The sequence below is a fragment of the Saccharicrinis aurantiacus genome (assembly GCF_001660705.2).
GTDB classification, from domain to species: domain Bacteria; phylum Bacteroidota; class Bacteroidia; order Bacteroidales; family Marinilabiliaceae; genus Saccharicrinis; species Saccharicrinis aurantiacus.
This window is the reverse complement of sequence record NZ_LYBV02000007.1, coordinates 166,655-191,991: the sequence shown is the minus strand read 5'-3', so window position 1 is coordinate 191,991 and position 25,337 is coordinate 166,655. Positions and strand designations below refer to the sequence as shown.

Here is a 25,337-nt window from a genome sequence, read left to right as displayed (position 1 = left end):
ATATGGGAAGACCCGCTGAGAGGCTGGTCTTTTTTGTGTTTAACACTTTACATTTGTTCGCATACTCAGAAGCACTCGCTCTTTTAGTCCAAAGCACACAATATGTACACATACAAACAACAAACTGCATCATATTCACTTATTTTATTCATCGAAAATCAGAATCATATAAACTTTTGAATAATGAATATCATAAAACTTCTTGTTGTGGCCTTATTGGTATCAACAACTGCATTTGCAAAAACATCAAAGAAGAACGAAAAGCCGAATATCATACTCATTTATGCCGATGATTTGGGCAGAGGAATGCTTAGTACATACGGACAAAAATATATTACCACACCCAATATTGATAGAATTGCCGATTTTGGTATGCGTTTTGAAAATGCCTATGGCTGTAACTATTGCGCCCCTGCCCGTGCTAGCTTATTAACCGGAATGCACGATGCTCGACGCAATTTATTTAATATTTCCACAGCGGGTATTTACATGAATTTAGATAATGGTATGTCGTTACAAGAAATTAAAGATGAGATACACGATGTGATGATTCCTGCCAAACCTAATGATGTATTTTTAGCTGAAGTAGCTAAAAAAGCTGGTTATGCCACCGCCGAATTTGGTAAAATAGATTGGGGTTTTGCCACTACTCCCGAAAGAGTTGCGCGCCATGGATGGGATTATCATTATGGTTTTTACGATCACCAACGTTGTCATGGTTTTTACCCACCGTTTTTATTCGAGAATGGCGAAAAGGTAGATATACCAGGTAATACATATGTTGATTGTGGTTTAACCAATATGGTAGAATCGCCCGAAGGTTATAAAGCACGTTGGGATATGACTGGAAAAGCCCAATACTCTGAAGATTTAATTGTGGATAAGATGATGGAGTGGATGGACGATCATCACAAGAATAAGCCAGAGCAACCATTTTTTGCTTACTTCCCTTCACAATTACCGCATGGCCCCATTGCAGTTCCAGCAGTTCATCCCGAAGTAAAAAACAATCCTGATTTAACAGAAATGGAAAAAGAGTATGCCTCGATGATTAAGTATTTAGATAACTCAGTGGGGCAAATATTTGCCAAGCTTGAGGAGCAGGGCATATTGGATAATACCATTATTATTTTCACAAGTGATAATGGCCACGAGGTATATGCGCGTCAGCCGGGGCACACAGATACCAAAAAGAACATGGAAACGGGTGAGACTTATAACGATGTACACTCTCGCTTTTTAAGCGATTTAAGTAACGATGTGTTTGATGGCAACAACGGTATGTCGGGCTTAAAGCGTGCCAACTGGGAAGGCGGAACACGTGTACCTTTATTCTGGTTTTGGCAAGGTAATATTGAAGCCGGAAGTAGCTCTGACCAGCGTGTGGCCAACTACGATATATTAAATACAGTGGCCGAATTAATGGGGCAAGACCAAGAAAAAGGTAAGGATAGTAAATCGTATGCCAAAACCCTATTGGGCGGCAAAAGTAAAGCACACGATTATATTGTACTATCATCACGAACCATGGGCCCATCAATTGTAACCCAAGATGGTTGGAAAATGAAATACCATATTAAAGGGAACTCGTTTCAGTTATACAAATTAGATGATGACTATAAGGAGTTAAATGACTTGGCCATGAAATACCCTGAGAAATTAGAGACGCTTAAAGCCATATTATTAAAAGAATGTGGTGGCGATTGGCAAAATGGCTTAGGACCTGTTAAGGTAAAAATGGCATCGCAACAAAAAGCTAAGAAAAAGAAGCACTAAATATTAGATTACCCAATAGTATAGGCCATCTCATTTGAGGTGGCCTATTTTGTTTATTCATTTATGCCATAAGAGCATTAAACTACTCCTTACTATGTGGTAACTGATAAGTATTAAGGATAAGCTATTGCAATATCTTAGACCTAAACAATTATCTTTTATAACTTATTCATATCACAAGGCATTGTGCAAAACAAGAAAACATAATGCACACCTCTACAATACAACACAAAAAAAGGCACCGTAAAAAACGATGCCCAAAAATTAAATTGTGTGTATGTAATTCTTAAACTCTTAGTAAACTCTTATCTCATCAATACAAAGTCCATCGCCTTGTAGTGTTGTAATTTTAATGGTATTGGCACCCGCTTTTAAATTCTCGGTGGCTCCTATAATCTCCCAATTATTTTGGTAATCCTTAGTTGTTGGTAAAGTCATCTTCTGCTCTACTCCATTAATGTTTAAAATAATTTTATACTCGCCACGTAACATATCTGAAGCACTGTATCTAATTTTAAAGTTAAACTGGCCTGCTGCACCATCATTCTCGTAGTACCACTCAACGCTACCACCTTCTTGCTTACCCATAAATACGTACGACTGTCCGTTAAAACCTTTACCCTTGTTTTGCACCACCGCATTTACGAGTTTGGCATCCTCGGCCTGATCGCCAGCTTCTACCATTTCACCTACCTCAGCATCAAAAATAAAACCTTCGTCCATAGCAAAACGCTCTTCCATTACGTAAAGGGCTTCGCCATCGGCAACTACTAAAGCTTTAACCGTAGTACCTAAAGCCACCTCGAAACTATTTTTATATTTCGATGATTTTGTTGTGGGCTGGCTGCCATCGGTAGTATAGTAAACCTGAATATTTGGATTTACTTTATCACCTCTAATATTCAACATTTGTGCATTAATACTCACTTTATTTGACGTGATTTGCTTTTTCTCACCCAAAATAGATGCTGCCAATAAATTAATACTTCCCGCGGCATCAGTAGCCTCAACATAAGCTCTGCTTAAGCCATAAAAAGCATTCCGACTTTGTGCAAGGTAATGTTGCTCCACATCCATCGGACTTCCGTTATCTAAGGCTTTAATATAAGCTGATCCAAATACTTTAAAGTAAGTACGGTTTTCGCCATACGGATACATTGTACCCTTAGCATCGGTAGTAGTTACGCGTACTTGCACCAAATCTTTCTTTTTGTTGGCCATTGGCGCTCCATCAATACTCAAAGCAATTTTAGCAGGCGCATTGGCAGTAGTCATCGTTTTAGTTACGGTAGCTTTTCCGTTTTTATAGGCTACAGCCTTAATGGTTCCTGGTTTCCAAGGCACCAACCACTGACAATTCATGGTATCCCAAGTTTTACCAGGTTTTATTTTGCCTAAAGATTGATCGTTAAAAAACAATTCTACCTCATCGCAATTAGAATATACCCAAACCGGAATCTCCGTTCCTTCTTTAATGGTTGGATGTGTCCAGTGTGGTAATATATGCGCCATTGGTTTACTTGTCCACTGACTTTGATACATGTAATATAAATCCTTCTCAAAGTTGGCAATATCAACCGCTCCTGATGATAATGCCTTAAAAGGCCATCCTCCATGATACTTAGTCTCGCCCAGATAATCGTAACCCGTCCATCGGTACGAACCTGCGAAATATGGAATATCGCGTAGCTTCTCCACATTATGGCGCGAGTTTAAGCGGATAGTGGCATTATCGTAACTCGATAAGAAAATCTGCTTTGAGTTTACTTTTTCAGAGTCCGGTGCCCAATCGTGTGTAAAAACTTCTTCCTCTGTTAAATCAGGATAATAATGCGGGCGACGTTTTTCGTTAGGATATCCGTTACGATACCATGTTTTTGTACGATAATATCCTCTTACCTGTAAAGTATGTGTATTCTCCGTTCCGATAAAAACTTTGTCTTTAGAAACTTCATTCTCTATGAAACCCTTCATTTCACTAGAACCATTTACGCCAAATACATCCATATCCTCAGAGTTTGAATGACCCGAGGTTACTGGTCGTGTTGGATCTAAATCATGACAAGTAGCCACTAGCTCAGGCGCTATATCACCATGCGTTTCGTTACCTACACTGTAAATTACTATGGAAGGATGATTACGATCGCGCTTTAGCCAATCGGTCATATCTTGTTTCCACCACTCATCGAATGAATGCGCACCATAATCGTTTTCTGCTTTTCGGTGCCAGCCATCAAAAATTTCATCCATCACTAACATTCCCATCTCATCACACAAGTCGTAAAACTCTGGAGGACGCGGATAGTGCGAAGTACGAATGGAGTTTACCCCCATATCTTTCATCTGTTGAATGCGGAAGCGACGAATTTTATCCGGAACTGCCACACCCAATGCACCAGCATCGGCATGATTACAAACACCCTGCAGTTTAACATTTTTGCCATTCAACCACATGCCTGTTTCGGGTATCCATTTAATATCGCGCACTCCAAAAGGCGTATTCACCACATCAAGAACTTGCTTACCTTGTTTTACTTCGGTTTGCAAGGTGTATAAATACGGATTATCGGTATCCCAAAGCATTGGGTTTTCAATAGTCAGCACTTGTTTTTCAACACTCTGTTGCTTGCTTTCTAATTTTAGTTTTGCATTGGCTGATGCTACCACTTTTCCGTTGGCATCCTTAATGCTCGAAACCAATGTTATTTTGCTGCCTTTTTCTGTTTTATTAAAAAGTTCGGTATCTATACTAACCACATTACCCTCTGTGCGAATGCAAATACCCGATTTAGGCACGTATATATTCTCTTTCACATTAATCCAAGTATTGGCATAAATACCAGAACCGGTATACCAACGTGCCGAAGGTTGTTTATCATTATCAACCCTAACTGCAAAACTGATGGTGTTTGATTTTGCTACCTCCTCAGAGATATCGTAAGCAAAGGAAACCCATCCGTAAGGGCGGTCACCAAGCTTTCGGCCGTTAGCCCACACGGTACTATTCATGAATACACCATCAAAGGCAATTTCAATATGTTTGCCTTTCCACTCTTGCGGAACTGTAATGGTTTTACGGTACCAACCAATACCAGCAGGTAAATAACCACAAAAATGTGCCATCGGATTATCTTTGCTGTATTCGCCCTCTATGCTCCAATCGTGAGGTAAATCAAGTTGGCGCCACGAGGCATCGTTATAGTTGCTTTGTTCCCATCCGTTTTCATCGCCTAAACTAAAACGCCAATCCTCATTAAAATTAATGTGCTGGGCGCTGATATTTATACATAAACATAAAGCCGCAAAAAATAATAATTGTCTCATTCTGTAGGTATCTTTTATTCAATCATTTTTTAATAAAACGATCTATTTATGATAATTGACCGTCACTTTCTTTCTCAAAAATAACTCAAGAGGAAGAATCATCTGTGCTTACTTGTGTTGCAGTTGTTTCTGTGCGTATATCATATATCTAAGGCTCTATAAACTTTTTTAGATATCGCCTTTATTGAGTTTATTAACGGTAAAAAACGTAGCAATTAGATACATGAAAGCCAGTTGGATAATTAAATCCAACTGGCTTATTCTTTTATTTATCTCTGATTTTCTGAAGCTACTTCATATTGTATTAAAATACCATTAGCATCTTCTAAAAATTACCATTTATAGTCATCAGCAAAGGTTTTTTCGGGAATTGTATATTCAGTGATTACTGCTGCATAATTTGTTTTATGAGCATTATCATTCTTAAGCTTATAATCCTTTTGCAAGTTAAAAGACAATCCATTCTTTTGCATGATATCTACAAATTGCGCTTGGCTTGGCAGTATTAAACAACATAGAAACATTGCTATTACAAAAGTTTTTATTTTTTTCATATCCTTACTTATTAATATTTTACTCGTAAATCAACTTGTATTTAGGATCTAGTATAGGCTCATCAAACTGCTTCATTCGAGCTTTTAATACTGACATCATTTCTTTGGCTGCAGCTTTATATTCGGGATGTTTGTAGTAATTAACTACCTCATCTGGGTCGCGCTGCAAGTCGAATAACCAAGGCTCGGTTTTGCGTGTCAATATTAACTTATATTTACGACTCACCGCACCAACCCATATTTGGTTTGCTTCGGCCATGTGCACAATCCTATCATCAACCACCAATTGTTCTTTATTAAAGAAGTCTTTAGCAGTAGCCTCCCCATCAAATTTAGCTTGGGTTTTAAGGCCTGCCATTTCAATTAAGGTAGGAGCAAAATCGGCATTGGTATAAGCTTTTCGAATCACTTTTCCGGCAGGGATTTTATTTGGATAACGCACTACATAGGGTATTTTAGTTGACCCCTCATACGAGATACCTTTGTTTATCTTTTTATGTTCAAAAAACATATCGCCATGATCTGAAGTAAATACCACTATGGTATTATCAACTAAATTATTATCATCCAAAAATTGTAAAATATCCCCCACTCTATCATCAATATGTTTTACCATTCCAAAATATTGGCGAAGTGCTTTTACGTTAAAACCCTTAGCTTCAGTTTTCTCTCCCAATGCCCAAATAGGGCGTATATCTGCATACTCAGGAGTCATAGTTTTAGGCATCTGTAAATCCATATCATCATACATGGTATGGTAAGGAGGTTTGGCATAATCGGGTGTATGCGGATCAGGAATTGAAACCATTACACAAAATGGTTTGTCTTTATCGCGTTCTAATACATCCAGGGTTTTATCAACAAAGTAATCCGTTAAATGCACCACTTCATCTTGAGGGAAATCTTTATATCGTTTTGCATTTAATGCTTTTACTCCATCAGCAGTTACATGGAAATATGGGTTGTGCCCTCCACTCATCATGTAAGTATTATCTTCCCAACCGGCTTTATACTGTATATTAAAGGTATATTTAGGGGCTTCCTCTAAATGCCATTTTCCTAAATAAGAAGTAGCGTAACCATTCTCTTTGAGTATTTGCGAAAATGTAGGTACATCATGCCGTAAATCCATTCCATTTTTAATTACACCAGTTCCCTGACGATATAAGCCTGTCATCATTGAAGCGCGCGATGGACCACATACTGGAGATGTCGCATAATAATTCATACAAATAGCACCTTCATTTGCAATACGGTCAATATTAGGAGTTTCTACTCCCAAACCTTTACCCCACACGTAAGCCTGATCTTGGCTCATTTGCTCACGATAACAACTTAAGGTTCTAAAGTTATGCTCATCGGTGTGAATAATAACAATATTTGGTTTTTGTGCCCTAAGTACAACAGCACAAACTAATAGTAGTAAAACGAATTGTAGTTTTAAGAGATTCATGTTTTATAATTTTGGGTTTCTGAATTTAAATGATTCTAATTTTAATTTAAAGAAATACAAAACTAGCTAGTTACCTGTGTCTCCCCGTTTTATTAATGTGCTCAATTATTTTAAATAATAAAGCCTATATTTCAAACACTTACAAGCACACAACTATAAAACACCAAGGGGTTAAATACCGTAAATTGCTATACTTATTAAAGCAGTATACTGAGAAGTTCAAAAGCATTAAGCCTATTTTTCTTCAAAAAAATATTACAGCCTTATTTACATTACATAACCACCCTATAGTTTCAATTATATATATTTATTTTGATGCCTTAATTATTTACAAACAACACCTATGAAAGTCAAGTTAGCTCTATTTACAATAGTTACCCTTTGTGCGTATTCATGCTTAGAATCAAAGAATAACGTAGGCCATACTAAACCAAATATCTTATTTATTTTAGTGGATGATTTGGGTTATACTGATCTTGGCTGCATGGGAAGTCAGTATTACGAAACCCCAAATATAGATAAGATTGCAGCTGAAGGAACTTTATTTACTGATGCCTATGCTGCTTGCCAAGTTTGTAGTCCATCAAGGGCAAGTATACTAACTGGTCAGTTTACTGCACGACACGGCATAACAGATTGGATTGGTGCTAAATCGGGTGAAGAATGGCGTACCAGAAAACGCTATAATAAATTATTACCTGCAGCATACAAACATCAATTAAGCACCTCATACCTAACCCTACCCAAAGCTTTAAAAGCTGAAGGTTATGCTACTTTTTTTGCTGGCAAATGGCATATTGGTGGCGAAGGTTCATTACCTGAAGATCATGGTTTTGATACTAACATTGGAGGTTACCATGCTGGTAGTCCAGGAAAAGGAGGCTACTTTTCGCCTTTTAAAAATCCTAAACTGGAGGATACAACACCTACTGAGAACCTTAGTATACGCTTGGCAAACGAAACAGCACAATTTATTAAAGCAGACCACGATGAACCTTTCCTGGCCTACCTATCGTTTTATGCGGTACATGGTCCAATACAAAGTTCGAAGCAGAAATGGGAAAAGTATAGAGCCAAATCAGAAGCAATGGGCATTGCCGATTCGGGCTTTATGAATGGCGATTTACTGCCCATGCGTTTGCATCAAGATCATCCGGTATATGGCGGTTTGGTTGAAACCATGGATGATGCAGTGGGTATTGTTTTAAATGCCTTAAAAGAAACAGGCCTAGATCAGAATACAATTGTTGTTTTTACCTCGGATAATGGAGGTGTGGTTTCTGGCGATGGATATGCTACGAATCTTGCTCCACTAAAGGGTGGAAAAGGTCAACAGTGGGAAGGCGGCATAAGAGTGCCCCTTCTAATGAGTGTACCTTGGATAAAGAACCAAGTGAACACTTCAAATATTCCTGTAATGGCTACGGATCTTTATCCAACATTATTGGATTTAGCAGGACTTCCTTTGCAGGAGGATGCCCACTTAGATGGAAAAAGTATTAAACCAATTATTATAGGAAATGAATTTGAAGAACGTCCTTTATATTGGCATTACCCGCATTACGGTAATCAAGGGGGCAGACCAGTTTCTATTATGCGCCAAGGCGATTGGAAGGTGATTCATTATTGGGAGGATGGCCACTTTGAATTATATAACCTTAAGGAGGATATACATGAAGATAAAGACCTATCTACAGAATTAAGCGACAAAGCACAACAGATGGATACGCAATTGCTCACCTGGCTAAAAAGCGTTAATGCACAATACCCAACAGTGGATACTGACTATGATGAAGTAAAGCATATGCAATGGGTAACGCGTAACAAAACCAAGCTTAAAAATTGGCTTGAAAAAAGTAGAGCTGACATGCTTAAAGAAGATTGGCAGCCTAATAAAGACTGGTGGGAAAGTATGCAGACTGTGGATTAATGAAAATTACAAAACGTTAGGTTCTTAATGAGCTTGTGTATCTTAAAAGTGTAAACAAAATCAGCCTTTCATCTATAAATAAGATAAAAGGCTGATTGTTATTATTACTAGTAATTCAAACTACTCTATAAATGGCTCCGAGAGCTCAACATCTATAAAGCGGAATAAACCACAGGGGATATCAATAATCGTTTTACCTGCTTTATTTACTTTATAGGTTTTACCATCTACAACATCGGTAATTTTTACTGGAGTAATAGTATTAAAAGTAACTGTGGCATTTCTGTCGTCAGGGTTAATATAACCGCCATCAATAAGTGTTAATCGTAAATGCATAGGCGAAGTTTGAGCTACTACCCAAGCAACTTCTCCCTCAACTATTATGGGCAATGTTTTAGCACCATCCTTAATACTATTTTCAACGTTTTTATAGTATTCGTCAGCCGCAAGCGTTTCTTTACCATCCGCGGAAATATAATTACGCCCGTTGGTAACGTACTCTACCATTTTATCCTTATAAAAAGGATGAAGATTATCCACCATCTTCCCTCGTGGTGCATCCTCATCGGCGAAAGCCCCATTCTGAACCGGAGTTATTAACACCATTCCATTATTGTAAGGCGCTAAGAAATGTAATCGATGATCGACCACTCCAGCAGCATATCGTGAGAAATCGTATTCTTTCAATCGTGCTCCTGCCCAGTCGCCCGTTAAATTAGTAAATACATAAGGGTTGTACGGGTGAAAATCTTTATCGTACCTAGTGAGAGCTGTTGAACCATTTCCCTCACTCATGTACCTTTTATCAGGATTTGTGATACTCAGGTGAACAGGCGAAAAGCTTAATATCTCTGATCGCTTAGGAACATAAATAGCTCCTTTGGCAATTAGTTCCCAAAATATAGACATATACTCTGAACCCTCTCCTTTTAGTGCAAAGTTGTTTACATACTCGGCTCCATATGATGCATGATAAACTGCATTTCGCAGAAAATGGTTGGGCAGATTTTGGTTTGAAAACTGACGTGTTCTTAGGTAACTAGGATTATCGCGTGCGCAACGCGTTACCCAACTATTAGAAACACCACTAGTCCATAAACCCAAGCGACTTGCCAAGCTGAGCTCCATGGTCATATCCTGCGTTTCTTCCATTCCGGGTAAAAAGGCATCGGCAAACTCGCCTGATAAAAACCTTTTCCACTCTGGCTTATAAATAATCGACTGCCAAAACAGATGCTTGCTACGTAGGTAGATCATTGCATTATTCTCCTGCCCGTATTCGGCAAGCGGATACAAAAGGTTTTTAGTTACATAATCGTACTGGTCTTTATACAGGATGGTAATTTCGGGCCACACCCAAATAGATTTTTTCCCATTACCGGCATCAATTACTCTTTTTATGGATTCGGTACCATAATAAAAAGGATCTACACCATGCCCTCCCCATGTGGTTAAACCATTTTCGTTGTATCCTTTTATCAATTTATTCTCGAGCTGCGTTGCCGAAATTGAGTAACTTTTACGACTATCACGGGCGTTTTTAAATGATTCATTCGTTAATGCCGATCGATCCCAAGTGCTCACCTGTTTGGTAAAAGCGTAGCCCATAAAAACCGGACTATTGTAATTATTCTTTATGTTATCAATAGCAGCTTTGGGCTCTTTTGGCGGCGACATTAAATAAACATTTAAAGGATCGCGCTCCCAAGTAGGCGCTTTAAATTTGTTGAGTTGCTTTTTCAGATGAGCTGAGTTATCAACAATTTGCTGTATTTTTCCTGGAGGAGCAATACTCTTAAACTGCTTTTTCCAAGCTTTATTTTTAAGGTCGATAACATGTACACAACTACCCCCACTTTGTGCACTTGCCAAAATAATGCGTTGGTTAGCCTTATCTAAACACATATCGTTATAAGAATAGGTATTTTGTATATGCTCGGCACTTTTTTCATTCATATCAGCATCTGTGATAAAAATATCTGCTCCGCATTTTATAAAATACTGATGGGTATTCCCATTCTCTATCATCTCCGTTTGCACTACCTTATAACCAAACGATCGGCCCAAAGCCTTCTCAATATTAAATGTTTTAAGCTGCTTGTTATTTTTATGCTGTGTAGGTATATACTGTGTGAAATTTAAAGTTTTTCCAATACCTGAGGTTCCTATTAATATTTCGTAATCGGCATTTTCGTTTGCTCTACGTACCCTAAAATCTCCAATGGGTCCGTGTCCATAACCTATTTGAAATGTTTTATGAGGTTTTGCTGCCATTGGCTTAAAGTAATAGCATAATGATTTTTGATCGGCATGACCAACAATGGCATTCATTAGTAAAACATCTGTTCCGTCAGCTTGTGGCAGGGGGCGCAAAAAATTAACACTATGCGCATTGGGCATTACAATGGCATCGCCTTGCCATTTTTTTGTCATTTTAAGAGGCGTTGGGTAAGTGTTAGATGGGATCGTATTTAGCAACTCCCCCTTGCTATTGATGTAATACAAATTTAAATCGTTACCTCCGCAGGCAATATATTTTGAACCATCACTCTTTGTTATGCTACAAACCGAAACCATAGGCATATCTGTAGGATGAAAACTCCATTGTAGCGTACCATCTATACTCAAACAATGTACATTTCCATCGGCAGCAGCCAAGAGAATTTCAGTTTTTCCATTAGCGGTGATATCGTCGCACCAAATATCATAATTCATGATGCCTTTGCCAATATCATTTGTCCAAAGTATTTTACCTGAGTAATCAAGTGCTGTTATAATACCCTTATAACTTGAGGTAACAATTACATCTGTATTCCCATTTTTAGCCATAGCCACTTTTGATATGGTTAAGCCGGTATCAAAACTTAGCAGAGCACTTTTCATTTTAGGAGCAGTTGCAGTTTTTGATGCTGAAATGGTAGATAGAGCAGAACTGAGAATAGCTCCCTGAAAAAAAAGTAGCATTATAATTTTATAAAATCTATTCATATTATGAGTTTTAGTATTGCCAATTATTAATGCTCAAATTTACCTGTAACCAAACTTGGCTTTGTACTTAAGCGTTATTTTATGCACACAAACAATATTACATTTGATTAACACATAAACCCATAAACTCTGTTTATGTGACACTTAGCTAAGAATACAACTATAATACTGTGCCACATTATTATTTTACACACTTCAATAAGTATGCTCATAAAAAAACGTGTTATCAATTTTCAAATCATTTAACCTGTTTATATCTTCTTAATAACTTTATTTAAGACCTTGAAGTCTTTATTGGAAAAACATTCTACTTTTACATTTGAAAATTGATGTAAGGGAATACTGTTTAATTCAGTAACTGTACCCGCAGCCGTAATTTGCGCTAAATATTTTGGCACTGCAAAGCCACTGTTCTTTAATGGATGGGAAGGCAAGCCAAAATGCACTAAGTCGGAAGACCTATCAATTTTTCTAATTCGTAGCTTTCGGGAAAAAGAGCTTAGGAAAACCGCAGGTACTGCCTTTCTTATATTTTACCCTATTTGCTACCATTGTTTAATTTTTTAATAATAAACAAATGGAACAAATACATGTAGTAAAACGCGACGGAACGCGTTCTCCTATTGATTTAACCATGATTCATGAAGCCGTAGAATGGGCTTGCAATGGGTACGAAAATGTTTCGGTTTCTGATATCGAGATTAACTCAAAACTTCAGTTTTATGAAGGCATAACAAGTGCTGAAATTCAAAAGGTAATGATCAGGTCGGCAGCCGATTTGGTTAGTGAAAAAAATCCTAACTACCAGTATGTAGCCGCGCGCCTATTATTAATGGACTTGCGAAAGCAGGTATACAAGCAGGCTGAACCTATTCCGTTTGAATATTTGGTACGTAATAATATTTACAAAGGAATTTACGATAATGTTCTTCTGGAAAAGTATACGCCACAGGAGTTGGTATATTTTAGTAAGTACATAGATTATGAACGAGATTACAATTTTACTTTTGCGGGCCTAAGCCAAATGGTAGATAAATACCTATTGCAAGATAGAGCATCGGGTGAGCTTTACGAAACGCCACAGGAAGCCTTTATGCTTATTGGTATGTTTATGTTTATGGATTACAAACCTGAACAACGAAAGAAATACGTAATCAACTTCTATAATGCGCTCTCCCTCTTTAAAATAAGCCTACCAACCCCAATTATGTCGGGAGTTCGCACACCGCTTCGGCAGTTTAGTTCTTGCTGCCTTATTGATGTTGACGACTCTATTGAGTCCATTATGAATTCGAATACTGCAGTTGGATATTATACAGCACAAAGAGCCGGTATTGGCTTAAACTTTGGCAGAATAAGAGGGATAGATGCAACCATTAGAAATGGAGAAGTTATACATACTGGCTTGGTTCCTTTTTTAAAAATGTTTGAAGCATCTACTAAAAGTTTTACGCAAAATTCGATTAGGGGCGGGGGATCCACCTCAACAATGCCATTTTTTCATTGGGAAGTTGAGACTTTTATTCAATTGAAGAATAATAAGGGTAATGATGAAAACAGGGTTCGCCGCATGGATTACTCCATTGCATTAAATAAACTTTTTAGAGATAGGGTTAAGCACAATCAGAATATTACCCTTTTTTCGAGCGAGGAAACCCGAAACCTATACCATGCTTTTTACAGTTCAGACTACAATGGGTTTGAGGAACTTTATTTAAAATACGAGAAAGATTATACGGTTAGAAAAAAGCAAATAAGTGCACGTGAGTTTTATATGGCTTTACTTAAAGAGCGTTACGAAACTGGGCGGATTTACATATTAAATGCCGATCATGTAAATACACACAGCTCATTTAAAGATAATATTTACATGAGTAATCTTTGTCAGGAAATCACATTACCAACTACCCCACTCACTGATATTAATAAAAGTGATGGCGAAATTGCCATGTGCATTTTAAGTAATATAAACCTAGGCAAAGTAAATGATATTAATGAGCTTGATGAACTTACTGATTTATTGGTTCGTTTTCTTGATGAATTAATCGATTACCAAGAATATCCGGTTAAAGCATCTGAAAAATCAACAAAAAATAGGCGTAGTTTGGGGATTGGTGTATCTGATGTATTTCATTTTTTAGCGAAAAATAAGGTGCAATTTAATTCAACCGAAGGCAAAAAACTTATGCATACCCATATGGAAAGATTTCAATATGGACTGATAAAAGCATCTGCGCATTTAGCTAAAGAGAAAGGAGCCTGTAAATATTACACAAGAACAAAGTATGCCGATAATATTTTCCCCATTGATACCTACGCTAAAACAGTTGATGAAATATGCCCCAATACCCTGCATTGCAATTGGGAAGAACTGAGAGAATTGGTAAAGCAATATGGTATACGCAACTCTGCATTAAGCGCAATACCACCAGCAGCTTCAAGTTCTATTGTATCAAACTCAACTGCAGGAATTGACCCTGTTCGCAAATTACTTATTACTAAAATGAGCAAATATGGCCCTTTAAAACAATTGGTACCTGGTTTCGAAAAATATAAAGAAAACTATCCATTGGCATGGGATATTGACAATGAAGAATATGTAAAGTTTGTTGCCATTTTTCAAAAGTTTATCGACCAAAGTATTAGTACTAATTTGTATTACGACATTGCTAAATACGATAACAACAAGGTGCCTATTCGTGATTTAATTAAGCACGAGGGGAGTGCTTATAAGTATGGATTAAAAACACTTTACTACTTAAATAGTAATGATAATTCGGGCGAAGCATCGCAAGAACTTGCGCAAAAAGAGAACACTTCAAACGAAAAGCATATCAATAAAGAACTAGCCTTAGAATTAGATGCATGTGAAGGTGGGTCATGTTCTGTTTAACCCTTTAAAAATTATTACAATGACACAAATACCAAGTTTATATAGTGATAAGAAAATTGATTTTTTAAACGAAAAAATGTTCTTTGGTGAAGGCAAGAATGTACAACGGTACGACATTCAGAAATATCCGTTTTACGAACACTTATCGCAACGAATGTTAAGTTTTTTCTGGCGTCCTGAAGAGATTTCATTAATAAAAGATATCAACGATTTTAATACCCTCACTGAACAAGAGAAATTTATATTTACAGAAAACCTTAAATACCAGATTTTGCTCGATAGTGTACAGGGACGTTCTCCGTTCTTAACCTTCGGACAAGTGGTAACATTGCCTGAAGTAGAAGAAGCCATTATTATATGGGATTTTTTTGAGACCATACACTCTATGAGTTACTCGTACATTATTAAAAATGTATATGCCGATTCTGAAAAGATTTTTGACGATATTATGAGTAACAACATGATTGTGGAACGCGCAGGATCAGTAACCGACCAATACAATAGTTTTTACCATTACCTAATTAAATATCAGGCCCAACAATTAGGTATGAAAGGTAAAGAAACCATTTCGTTGAAGGAATTAAAAAAGAAGCTCTACCTGGCTTTGGTATCTGTTAATATCCTTGAAGGGGTTCGTTTTTACGTTTCGTTTGCTTGTTCTTTTGCCTTTGCCGAGAATAAAAAAATGGAAGGAAATGCTAAGATTATTAAATTCATTGCACGCGATGAAAATGAGCACTTAGCCATAACACAGAAAATGATTCGTGATTTACGCCAAAACAAAAATGAAGGCTTTGCCGATATTATTAATGAGCTCGACAATGAAGTATATGCCCTTTATCGTGATGCAACGGAGCAAGAAATGCGCTGGGCAGAGTATTTATTTGAGAAGGGTTCTATAATAGGGTTGAATGCTAAACTATTGGGTAAATACATGAAATACCTAACCGACAAACGTTTAAAGGGAATAGGTTTAAAGCCTATATATAACGAAACATCCAACCCTTTATCGTGGATGAATCATTGGTTGCGCAATGATGAAGTTGAAGTTTTACCTCAGGAAACTGAGATTAGCTCGTATGTAGTTGGCGGCATAAATATGGATGTTACAGATACAGATTTTGATATTTAATATCTGAATTAGATAAAACAATAAATGGGCGAATACAGTTGAATTCGCCCATCTTATATTTAAATCCTATCCGTTATTACCCTTATTGCACAAATACTTTTTTAAAGGCCGATTGAATGTGTTCACTGTCGTGAAAATGCATGGGTACTGTTTTTATAACAAACCAATAAGTAGCATTGGGGTCAAGCGGTTTTCCGGCATCGTAGGTCAGTTTGTAGGTGCCGCTTTTCCAACAACGCTTGCGTAAAACTTTATATTTTTCGAGGGTTTGCACGTTTTGTAGTTCCACCCAAATATCATTGGCTTTAATCGATTCCATTTCTATTTCGAAGTCGACAATACCTGATGCCGAAATGGTATCAGGGAAGGTATGGTTTACAATACCATCCTGCTTTGGTTTGCCTAAAGTATGTATCTCAGCATTTTTATAACGCGCAAAACCTGTTTCTGCCGAGTTATTAGATGTACTTGCTAAACCCATATAAAAGGTCTCGTTTAAATCTATTTTAAGTTTACCCACCATTTTCCAATTTAGGCGGTTGCTCGATGAGATATAACAACTCACCCAATTATCTTTCTTTACCATTCGTAAATAATAGGGAGCTTCCATTTTTGTTTTGTGAACTATCGATACTCTTCTGGCTTTTTTATCGCGCTTTGTTAAGGTAAACCCAGTTTCCTTATCAATAGCTGCGTAAATAAAAGGAGCATCATCCTCTAAGCTACTTCTAATCATTAATCCGGATTTAACCGGATTTTCAGATACATCGTGCGACAGCACCAATACTTGCGAAGCAATATCGCCACTCACTTCTTGATATACATATCGGAATGCATCTTGTGTAGCATCAATTTTATTTCCACTTGCTTTTACGCGGATAGTATTTACCTCCGCATCGTAACCCGTATTACCATTGGTTTTTACGGTTCCAATATCGGTACTTTGCCATGGCGCCGGTGCAGGCGTAGCATCGCTTAAGTTATTTTCTGCTTCTACAATTTGGTTAATATGCTTGCGAAATGCCTTGCCATCGAACGGAACTACAATTACTTTACTACCATGATTATCGTTGGCTTTATCTTTTCCTTTATGCACATCAATAACCGAAAAGTTAAAGGCTTTTACTTCCTCATCTTCAACATAAACTGTTGGGCGTTGCACCGTAAACCAGTTTTCAACAGTTCCATCGGTATGTTTAAATACATTGCGAGAGTTATGATACACCAAACCTCGGTTTTTCCAGTTATGGATACCATCGGCTGAGGTCAGGTGAAAAGTTGAATCGGCACCATGGAAGTTAACGGCAATGTGATACATATTATCGCTATACCAAACCGTAGGGTCTTCCATTTTAAACTGCGGCAGTCCTTTTACGCCCAACCAAGCTTTATCGGCAAGCATTTTATAGGGCCCTAATATTCCGTTATCACTAATCATTGGAACACAGTGACGTGCTACCATCATATATCGGCCATCGGGGCGAAGAATAATCATTACATTAGATAGGTGGCCAACAACACCTGCTTTCATGGCTCCATCATCAAGTTCGTTATAGCGTCCCCAACCAGGATAATATCCATTCGGATCAATTGTAAAATTACCCAAGCGCTCAAACGGACCTTCTGGACTATCGGATACGAATACTTCGCCCGGAACCACCTCACTATTTACCAATGCATATCTTCCATCGTGCATACGTAAACCAATTACATTATGTCCCATGCCATTGTTCCAATTGGGCCATGCTTCTCCTAAATCTTTATAGGGCCCAAATAAATGATCGGATACAGAATGCATTCCCTTTGAACCCTTATTCCAACCCTTACTATGGCTTAACTCTTGAGTCCACCTACTGGCGTACATGTGGTATTTGCCGGCATCGTCTTTTACAATGCTGCCATCCCAGTAGCACCAATTTTTAAGTGTAGCATCTTCGAGGCCATTTGCTGTGTCGCGCGGCAAAATTACTTCAGCTCCCCATGTACCTTCACTAACCAAAGGTGCTTGATTGGGTAATGGTAAAAAGAAATCGATTAATGTTTTTTGGGGCTTTGTATTTTCTTCAGATGCAGTACATGAAGTTAAAATACCGATAAGCAGTATAAAATATAAATGTTTCATTGATTGAGAATTGATTATTATTTACGCTTCACAAAATACTAGCATACATAATATAAGTGGTAGTTGTTAATTTATGATGTGTACTTACGGGTACGAATGAGCACTCTTTTTTATGGTTTGATGCCTCACACGCAGCGCAGATAGAAACGGCAACAAAGGCCTTGGTTTGCCATGATGCAGGGAGAACGGAGGCGACTTTAGGAGCCCACGTACCGACCATGCAGCATGTGCAAACCAAGGCTTTTGTTATAGTGGATAGCTGCTTAAGCTGCCCAACTAATTCGGACATTTTACTACTGCATCTTTGGCTTGTACGTAGTGCTGCGATGGTAAAAATCCTTCGGCATTTTTTATTTCGCTGGGGCGGATGTTTATTTTGTATTGCGCAGTATTCAGAACCACTCCTATGGATGGCCCATTGAAGCTATCGCCACCCTCACGGATGGGCGCTGTAGCACAAAGGGAACGCATATCGCAAGGAATATATCGGTAATGCTTCTTTTTGTTTTGAGCGGTAGTGGGCGAATAAGTCGCTTTTATATTGGCTATAACAGATTCGCTGCTGAAAGTTCCGGGCGTAAGATGACGCTCTTCTTCCTTCTTTTTACTGGTAAAACCTGCTGCTACACGAACGGCCCAACCGCTTCCGATGGCTGTTATATCGCGTACGTCTATTTTGCCATTATCGACAAAGTGTGGCGATACCATAAGTGCCGAGTTGCCTTTTTCGGATACCACATTGCGGGCCACAATATTATTGAGGGGCTTAAATTTAGAGGGGTCGTGCATGGTTGAATTGTGCGTTTCGAGACGCAGCGTGCAACCTCCTAAACCGTATAAGTTTTTAAATAGGATGTTTTCGCCCAACTGCATTTGCACCAAACCGTAACCGTAATCGGAATTGTAAATAGATACATCACTAACAACGCCATTTACGGGTCCGTAGAGGTACGAATCTATTTGGAGGCTATTGAAAACAAAGGCCGAATATTTAGAATAATTGTCTAAAACCTTAATATTACTGAGCTTGAAGTTTTGTACATTTTTTAGGTTGAATACCCTATTCAGATGGTTGTTTACCTGTTGCATATCGATGGTAAACATGCCCCCCTTGCCCTGAATGCTAACGTTTTTAATGGGGTCGGTGGTATTACTAGTTAAATGAAATAGTACAAAAGATCGATACCCTTTTTTGGTTTTATTTACATCGATAGGCGGTCGGATGCTTGCATTTTTATCCACAAGGATATGTACATTGGATTTCATTTGTATTTCAGCAAAGGTATACTCTCCTTTGGGGATAAATATTTGTCCGCCGCCCAGGCTGGATACTTCGTTGATGGCCGCTTGAAATATTTCGCTAATGTTTTGCGAAAACTTACCGCTAGCTTTGTAATCCTTTTTTAGGTTTTTATTGAGTGTAAACTCGCTTGGCGCTTTGAAATAATCGGCTTCGTTGGTGCTTTGTGCAACGCCATTTATTGATACGATTAATGACAGCATTAAAAGCCATTGTTTGCAAGTGTTTATGTATTCTTCATTCATATAACTTGGTTTTATTTTGAATAAAGATGCACCGTATTTATGAGTTAATTGTGCGGCTTAGTTTTGTTTTTGTACTTGACACAATATTGTAGCTGAAGTACATTGACGAAATAAAAAAGGCGCAACGTAATGCTGCGCCTCTAAACTATGAATTAACAACTATTTAACCACTAATCGTTGTTGGGCATTATTGCCTACTTTAATAAGGTATATCCCTTTAGGTAAACTTGAAATATTTAACTGATATGTACTATTGGTTGGTATTTGCTCAACTATTTGGCGAACGCCCCCAATGCTTACAAGCTCAACAAAAACACTAGCGTTAATAGGATCTTTTACCTTAATATTAACTTGGTCCTGTGCTGGATTGGGATAAATTGACAACTCGGCCTCTTGCTCAGTAAGCGATGAAGCTGTGGCTACTTTGAGATCGGATACTCTTTGCAGTGTAAATTTATCGAGATTCCATGCCCAATTAGGTCCGCCAGCGGTTAACCTTATTTGATGATTTCCGGCGGTAAAATTGGCGGTTTTACTTGCCGTTAATGCCTGAAAGTTGCTCCAACTCCCATTATTAGGAACTGTAGTAGTATTAAATTTTGTACCACTCACACTAAAATCAACGGTTGATCCTGTTGAAGGAGATGATATGTAATACTTTATTTCGTATGCACCATCGCTGGGAATAGAAACAGTATACTCTGCCCAATCCTCTTTATTTACATAGTTAATAATTGTTCCTCCATTATTCACACCATAACTTACATAACCATCGTTAAAAGTACCTCCGGTATTGGTAAAACTTTCTGCTTGTATGGTAATTACTTCGTCGGTTCCACCAGAGTTTCCTCCATCATCATTAACGGGTTTGTAGGCTCGTACCCAATCTACTTTCATTTGATTTTTTGTGGCATTACCCAAATCGCTTGCTGAAGGTGTTGAACCTGTTAACCAACTTTGCGATTCAATATTGATAATAATTTCAAGCTCCTTGGTAAAACCTTTGGGTTCGTTTGTAACGCCATTGCCATCAACATCACTACCATCGCCACCTTGAAACCAACCCGGATCAATTACACTGTAACCTTTTGAAGCATTGCTTGCGGCTTTTAAAGTTGCCAAGCTATACGAAGTACTTGTGGTATGCGTAGTAACATCGGAATATCCTGAACTGTTATTGGTAGGCATATAATATCCATTACTATCTTGAGTTACCGAATTGTAATAGGTATACTGCCACGTTCCGTTAATATTGGTAGCCATGGCATTGTAATACATTACACGAACCAATTCACCATCGATATAATATTCCCAATGTTTAGGGCCAATCCAATTAACCCCCATGCGCATGTATTTTCTATTTCCGCCATTCCAACAATATTCTCCCCAACCACCTGCAGCTGTAACTTCTGCAATAGGGTACCAACTATTCCAATCGCGCGGTTGGTAATCGGTAAAGGGACTTCTGACAAATGAATGGTGACTAATGTGTGTAAAGTTTTTATACCAATTAACACCACCATAATTTTCGATTATATCGATTTCTTCAGTATCATCAGGACTTAATAACCAAAAACAAGAAGCCAAAGAAATATTAGCAACACTTAATGAGGCTTCAATATAAACCGGATACTTTACTTTGTTGTTTGAGGTAACACAACCAGATGCCACTCCATACGAGCCACCCTTGCTATTGCTAGAAGTATAACCTGCTGTAATTACCAAGTTATCGCCATCAACTGAAACCTGAGAATTATTCCAGTAAGTATAACCAGGACCATCCCATGCATTGTGATAAAAGTTATACCACTTACCACTACCAAAATTTGTTTTGTTAGCATATGCTCCTGAACCAAAGGATTTGGTGTAGTTAAAATCGTCGGAAACATTATCCTGAAGTTCCCAAACTTTGCCTTCTCCTGCATCAGCAGGAATTGGAATATTACTCCAATCTTGGGCATTAAGCATCATCGAAAAGATGAATACTATTAATAATAGACTTGTACTTTTTTTCATTTTTCGTATTTAATTAAGAGTAAAAATGAAAGGGCGTGTGCACCCTTTCGGAAATTTATTACTTTTTGATAAAGCGTTTAACGGAATTGATATTACCATTACGGATTTTTACAATGTACATGCCTGCAACTAAATCACTAACATCAATTGTATTACTTCCTTCTGATATAAACTCTGATTTTAATAGATTACCCATCGAACTAAATACCATTATTTCGACTAAAGAATCTGTTATTCCCTCAACTTGAATACCTAACTTATTAGAAACTGGATTAGGAAATAACTCAACTTTAAGGTTATTCAAAGACGTATAGTTTGAACTTGATTGCTTTAATAAATCATTTGACAATACAATCTTATCTAAATTCCACTGCCACAAACTTGTACCCGATGCTAATATTTTCACCACATGGCTTCCTACAGGTAAAACAACTTCGCTTGATGCCTGCAGTGCATTGTAAGAGTCCCAATTATTGTTATTACTCACGTTATCAGTACTGATTAAACTATCATCAATATAAAACTGAATTTGAGCTGCATCAGAAGGGGTTGAAATGTAATAAGTAATTTTATATGTACCTGCGGTTTGTACATTCAAGTTATATTCTGCCCAATCATTTGAATTTACATAATTGATCCCAATATTACTTTTATTAACCCCATAGCCAGGACCTCCGTATTCAGCATCATTGTATGTTCCACCTGTTTGAACAAAATCCTCAGCTTGAATTATAAATTCAGACACAATAGGTACATTGTTTACTGTAATATCACAAGTTACTGACTTATTACCTGTATTGGTTGTTGCGGTTATAATTGCAGAACCTTCCGCAATAGCATTTACCTTACCCAAAGCATCAACAGTTGCAACTGAGGTATCACTACTTTTCCAACTTACTGTTTTATCCGTTGCATTATTTGGTGTAATTATAGCTTCTAAAGTAATTGAATTACCAACCGATAAATCAAGAGTTGTTTCGCTCAATGTAATCGATGTTGGATTAATTACATTATTAGAAACAGATACAGAACACTGGTCTGAAATTGATTCATCATCAGCTGATGATACCGTAATAATGGCATCCCCAGTAGTTATTGCACTTACTACTCCAGTTTGGGATACACTTGCAACTAATGCATTAGATGTACTCCAAACAAGCCCTTTATTTGAGGCTGAAGTTGGCAAAACATTTGCCGTTAATGAACTAGTTGAACCTGCACTAAGACTTAACGACCCAGTAACTAAGTTAACATCGCTTACAGGAATATAAATATCCTTTGTAGTTTCCCAAGTCACAATATTAACCACGTTTACCTCTCCACTATGATGAAAATCGACTTCTATTTTATTATTAGCCTTCAATACACTGACAGGAATAGGAATATCAAGAGTTCCGAAGTATCTACTACGCCCCTGACTTTTTCCTTTCCAATCTAACGGAGTTTCTACTTCTGTACCATTAATTAATAACTTATCTATTGATAAGAAGCCAACTTGGTCATCCTTTGCATCAAATAAATTTGCTGTTATTTTTAAAAGAGCTTGAGATTTATTAGAATCAGTAGGTACCGTTACATTATTAACATAAAATGTATTTAACCCTGCTTGAATACTCACTCGTTGATCATCACTAACAGGTTCACCATAAAACTTATACTCATTCACTACATGTTCAATATCTATACTTTGAGAATAAGTATATTTTATAATCATAGTACCTTCAGCAGCTAAAGAAACAGAGGATGGAGCTTCTGAAAAATTTGATTTATTGAGTATGATATTATCTTCGCCTTGTAAGTAAAGATGCTTAATATTAACATTTTGTGGAATAAGGGAGGAACCTAATATTCCCAAACTAACATTCGCTTCTGTTTCCTCTAGATTATTTAATATCAAGTACACATTTTTATTGTCAATATAACAATCTACTTGAACATCAGGATCTGTTGATTTTGTATACACACGTGTACCTTTTACTTCAGACCACAATTCAAACCATTTGATATAATCACTCCATTCAAAAACACCATCATCATCATCATCGCGCATCATTTTATATTGATATGGATATTGCAAACTACCATCTGCATTCTTGATGTCGCCCCATTGTGCTTTAATTGGCGTAAATGGCATTGTTAGAGGTATATAATCTGGCCTCTGCAAAAACTGCATCAACATAGAGCTAAATGGTTTCAAACACTCCCAATCGTAACGCCTATCGTGCGGCTTATATTCCCATGCCCCTTGAACAGCTCCATACTCAGAAACAACAACGGGTTTACGATTTTCAATTCCATTTTTATAAACATCATACCATTCTACCATTTCAAGTGTTGCTTCAACCGCTGATCCACTTCTTATTGTTCCGCCAGTAGCATCATATGTCGGCCAGTCGTAAAAGTGTAATGAATAAAAATCCATATCCGATCCTGCAGTATTCATAAAACCTTTCCAAAGTACATCCCACTGAGTCCATGGACCAGTTTGTGTTAAATACTCCGATTCCATTTTTTGCTGCGCTAACTGTCTCATTACTTCATCACCTTCTGTATTTCCCCAATAGCCATCATGAAAATTAACAGTTCTACCTCTATTTAGATCATCACCTGCCAGATCATGCAATCCCCAGGTCATCCCGCCTATTTGAGGAGCTTTATTACCTAATCTTGCTTTTATGCCTTTTGCAACTAAACTATGATACTCCCATAATTCTTCCCAACTAGAAGCCATAAAAGCACCAGTATTCATAAGCATATCAGGTTCATTAATAACCTCCCAATACTTTGGAAGCAACTCGCCTTCTTCTTCTATAGAATTCGCAAAGAAATTATCGAGATATTCCACCATCCATTCTGCTGATGATTCTATACTAAGAGGAAGCCAAGCTTTTCCATTTGCTCTTTCTGTTTCGGTACCACACATATGCCAATATGATAAGGTAGGAAAGGTAGGATGAGGGTTTGTACCACAAATCATCCCTCTAGAGCGTTCTATATAGGGTTTTGTATTATTACGTGTAAGGATATTTTCATACTCTTCCTTCCACCATCCACTAAAGGACTTAAGACTATCAATATCAGCAAATCCAGGTCTATTTTGATCTTGTGCTGAGTATTGAAATTTCCAAGTTGCAGACCCGTTATCTCTACCTAAGTAAACATCAAGATCATTTAATAAATACTCCGCTTTAGTTTCCTCACCAAACCAATCGGTTTCAACTAATGAAGAATGTAAAGTAATATGCCGCTCTCGTCCAAAATCGGACACACCCTTAACAGAGTGTTTTATGTCGAGGTTAACGCTAACATCAACCTCTTGAGCTTCTGCTAATAGACAAAAAAATGCCAAAGCAGATAGTAATACAAATTTGTTCTTATTCATTTTTCGTATTTGATTAATTAGTAATGTTATATCTGTTGCAACAAAACTAAAACCGTGAACTACTAATCAGCAGCAACTCACGGTTGGGCCTAAATCAAAAGTAGATTTACTAGTACTAATTAACAGATGCTAAAATGAAGAATGATGAGGGTTAGTTGATAACACAGGTACCTCTATGCCTTTATATTAAAGGAGTAGAGCCTGGCGTTATTTAAAATTAAT

General features: G+C 37.5%; 12 protein-coding genes and 1 riboswitch. Of the genes, 4 read left to right on the top strand and 8 right to left on the bottom strand.

Features of this window, described 5'->3' with window-relative positions; all coding sequences use genetic code 11:
• The first annotated feature begins 183 nt into the window (after positions 1–183).
• Entirely contained in the window at positions 184–1,776 is a 1,593-nt protein-coding gene (locus tag A8B35_RS03270; protein ID WP_075601977.1) for a sulfatase-like hydrolase/transferase, read from the top strand.
• Positions 1,777–2,070: 294 nt separating this feature from the next.
• Here the strand turns inward: A8B35_RS03270 and A8B35_RS03265 are convergent, their stop codons facing one another.
• The 3 genes from A8B35_RS03265 to A8B35_RS03255 all read right to left on the bottom strand — a co-directional run bounded on the left by A8B35_RS03265 (position 2,071) and on the right by A8B35_RS03255 (position 7,107).
• The gene (locus A8B35_RS03265; RefSeq protein ID WP_075601976.1) at positions 2,071–5,100 is read right to left on the bottom strand and encodes a glycoside hydrolase family 2 TIM barrel-domain containing protein; all 3,030 of its coding nucleotides are present in this window, start codon (positions 5,098–5,100) and stop codon (positions 2,071–2,073) included.
• 332 nt (positions 5,101–5,432) lie between these two features.
• Positions 5,433–5,654, bottom strand: coding sequence for a hypothetical protein (locus A8B35_RS03260; protein ID WP_075601975.1), 222 nt, complete (start codon positions 5,652–5,654; stop codon positions 5,433–5,435).
• A 19-nt stretch (positions 5,655–5,673) separates the two neighbouring features.
• Positions 5,674–7,107, bottom strand: a complete 1,434-nt coding sequence (locus A8B35_RS03255) for a sulfatase-like hydrolase/transferase (RefSeq protein WP_075601974.1) — start codon at positions 7,105–7,107, stop codon at positions 5,674–5,676.
• 343 nt (positions 7,108–7,450) lie between these two features.
• Here A8B35_RS03255 and A8B35_RS03245 point away from each other — a divergent pair, with 343 nt between their 5' ends.
• A complete protein-coding gene (locus tag A8B35_RS03245) occupies positions 7,451–9,037 on the top strand; it encodes a sulfatase (RefSeq protein WP_075601972.1) in 1,587 nt (528 codons plus the stop codon).
• Between the two features lie 120 nt (positions 9,038–9,157).
• Here the strand turns inward: A8B35_RS03245 and A8B35_RS03240 are convergent, their stop codons facing one another.
• Entirely contained in the window at positions 9,158–12,025 is a 2,868-nt protein-coding gene (locus A8B35_RS03240; protein ID WP_083634291.1) for a PQQ-like beta-propeller repeat protein, read from the bottom strand.
• A 310-nt stretch (positions 12,026–12,335) separates the two neighbouring features.
• Positions 12,336–12,506: riboswitch (cobalamin riboswitch) on the top strand.
• A 96-nt stretch (positions 12,507–12,602) separates the two neighbouring features.
• Here A8B35_RS03240 and nrdA point away from each other — a divergent pair.
• Positions 12,603–14,918: a class 1a ribonucleoside-diphosphate reductase subunit alpha gene (nrdA, locus tag A8B35_RS03235; RefSeq protein WP_075601971.1), complete on the top strand. Its 2,316-nt coding sequence runs from the start codon at positions 12,603–12,605 to the stop codon at positions 14,916–14,918.
• A 19-nt stretch (positions 14,919–14,937) separates the two neighbouring features.
• Entirely contained in the window at positions 14,938–16,050 is a 1,113-nt protein-coding gene (nrdB, locus tag A8B35_RS03230) for a class Ia ribonucleoside-diphosphate reductase subunit beta (protein ID WP_075601970.1), read from the top strand.
• Between the two features lie 82 nt (positions 16,051–16,132).
• Here nrdB and A8B35_RS03225 read toward each other — a convergent pair whose 3' ends face one another.
• The 4 genes from A8B35_RS03225 to A8B35_RS03205 all read right to left on the bottom strand — a co-directional run bounded on the left by A8B35_RS03225 (position 16,133) and on the right by A8B35_RS03205 (position 25,115).
• Positions 16,133–18,172 carry a glycoside hydrolase family protein gene (locus A8B35_RS03225; protein WP_075601969.1) on the bottom strand — a complete coding sequence of 680 codons (2,040 nt, stop codon included), beginning with the start codon at positions 18,170–18,172 and terminating at the stop codon, positions 16,133–16,135.
• Between the two features lie 276 nt (positions 18,173–18,448).
• Positions 18,449–19,717 carry a glycoside hydrolase family protein gene (locus A8B35_RS03215; protein WP_075601967.1) on the bottom strand — a complete coding sequence of 423 codons (1,269 nt, stop codon included), beginning with the start codon at positions 19,715–19,717 and terminating at the stop codon, positions 18,449–18,451.
• Positions 19,718–19,876: 159 nt separating this feature from the next.
• The gene (locus tag A8B35_RS03210) at positions 19,877–21,733 is read right to left on the bottom strand and encodes a T9SS type A sorting domain-containing protein (protein ID WP_075601966.1); all 1,857 of its coding nucleotides are present in this window, start codon (positions 21,731–21,733) and stop codon (positions 19,877–19,879) included.
• Positions 21,734–21,791: 58 nt separating this feature from the next.
• On the bottom strand, positions 21,792–25,115 hold the full coding sequence (locus tag A8B35_RS03205; RefSeq protein ID WP_075601965.1) for an Ig-like domain-containing protein: 3,324 nt from the start codon (positions 25,113–25,115) through the stop codon (positions 21,792–21,794).
• Between the last annotated feature and the right edge of the window lie 222 nt (positions 25,116–25,337).

Coding starts and splice junctions, on each gene's coding strand:
- A8B35_RS03270 (WP_075601977.1), top strand. CDS start 184: ATGAATATCATAAAACTTCTTGTTGTGGCCTTATTGGTATCAACAACT.
- A8B35_RS03265 (WP_075601976.1), bottom strand. CDS start 5,100: ATGAGACAATTATTATTTTTTGCGGCTTTATGTTTATGTATAAATATC.
- A8B35_RS03260 (WP_075601975.1), bottom strand. CDS start 5,654: ATGAAAAAAATAAAAACTTTTGTAATAGCAATGTTTCTATGTTGTTTA.
- A8B35_RS03255 (WP_075601974.1), bottom strand. CDS start 7,107: ATGAATCTCTTAAAACTACAATTCGTTTTACTACTATTAGTTTGTGCT.
- A8B35_RS03245 (WP_075601972.1), top strand. CDS start 7,451: ATGAAAGTCAAGTTAGCTCTATTTACAATAGTTACCCTTTGTGCGTAT.
- A8B35_RS03240 (WP_083634291.1), bottom strand. CDS start 12,025: ATGAATAGATTTTATAAAATTATAATGCTACTTTTTTTTCAGGGAGCT.
- nrdA (WP_075601971.1), top strand. CDS start 12,603: ATGGAACAAATACATGTAGTAAAACGCGACGGAACGCGTTCTCCTATT.
- nrdB (WP_075601970.1), top strand. CDS start 14,938: ATGACACAAATACCAAGTTTATATAGTGATAAGAAAATTGATTTTTTA.
- A8B35_RS03225 (WP_075601969.1), bottom strand. CDS start 18,172: ATGAAACATTTATATTTTATACTGCTTATCGGTATTTTAACTTCATGT.
- A8B35_RS03215 (WP_075601967.1), bottom strand. CDS start 19,717: ATGAATGAAGAATACATAAACACTTGCAAACAATGGCTTTTAATGCTG.
- A8B35_RS03210 (WP_075601966.1), bottom strand. CDS start 21,733: ATGAAAAAAAGTACAAGTCTATTATTAATAGTATTCATCTTTTCGATG.
- A8B35_RS03205 (WP_075601965.1), bottom strand. CDS start 25,115: ATGAATAAGAACAAATTTGTATTACTATCTGCTTTGGCATTTTTTTGT.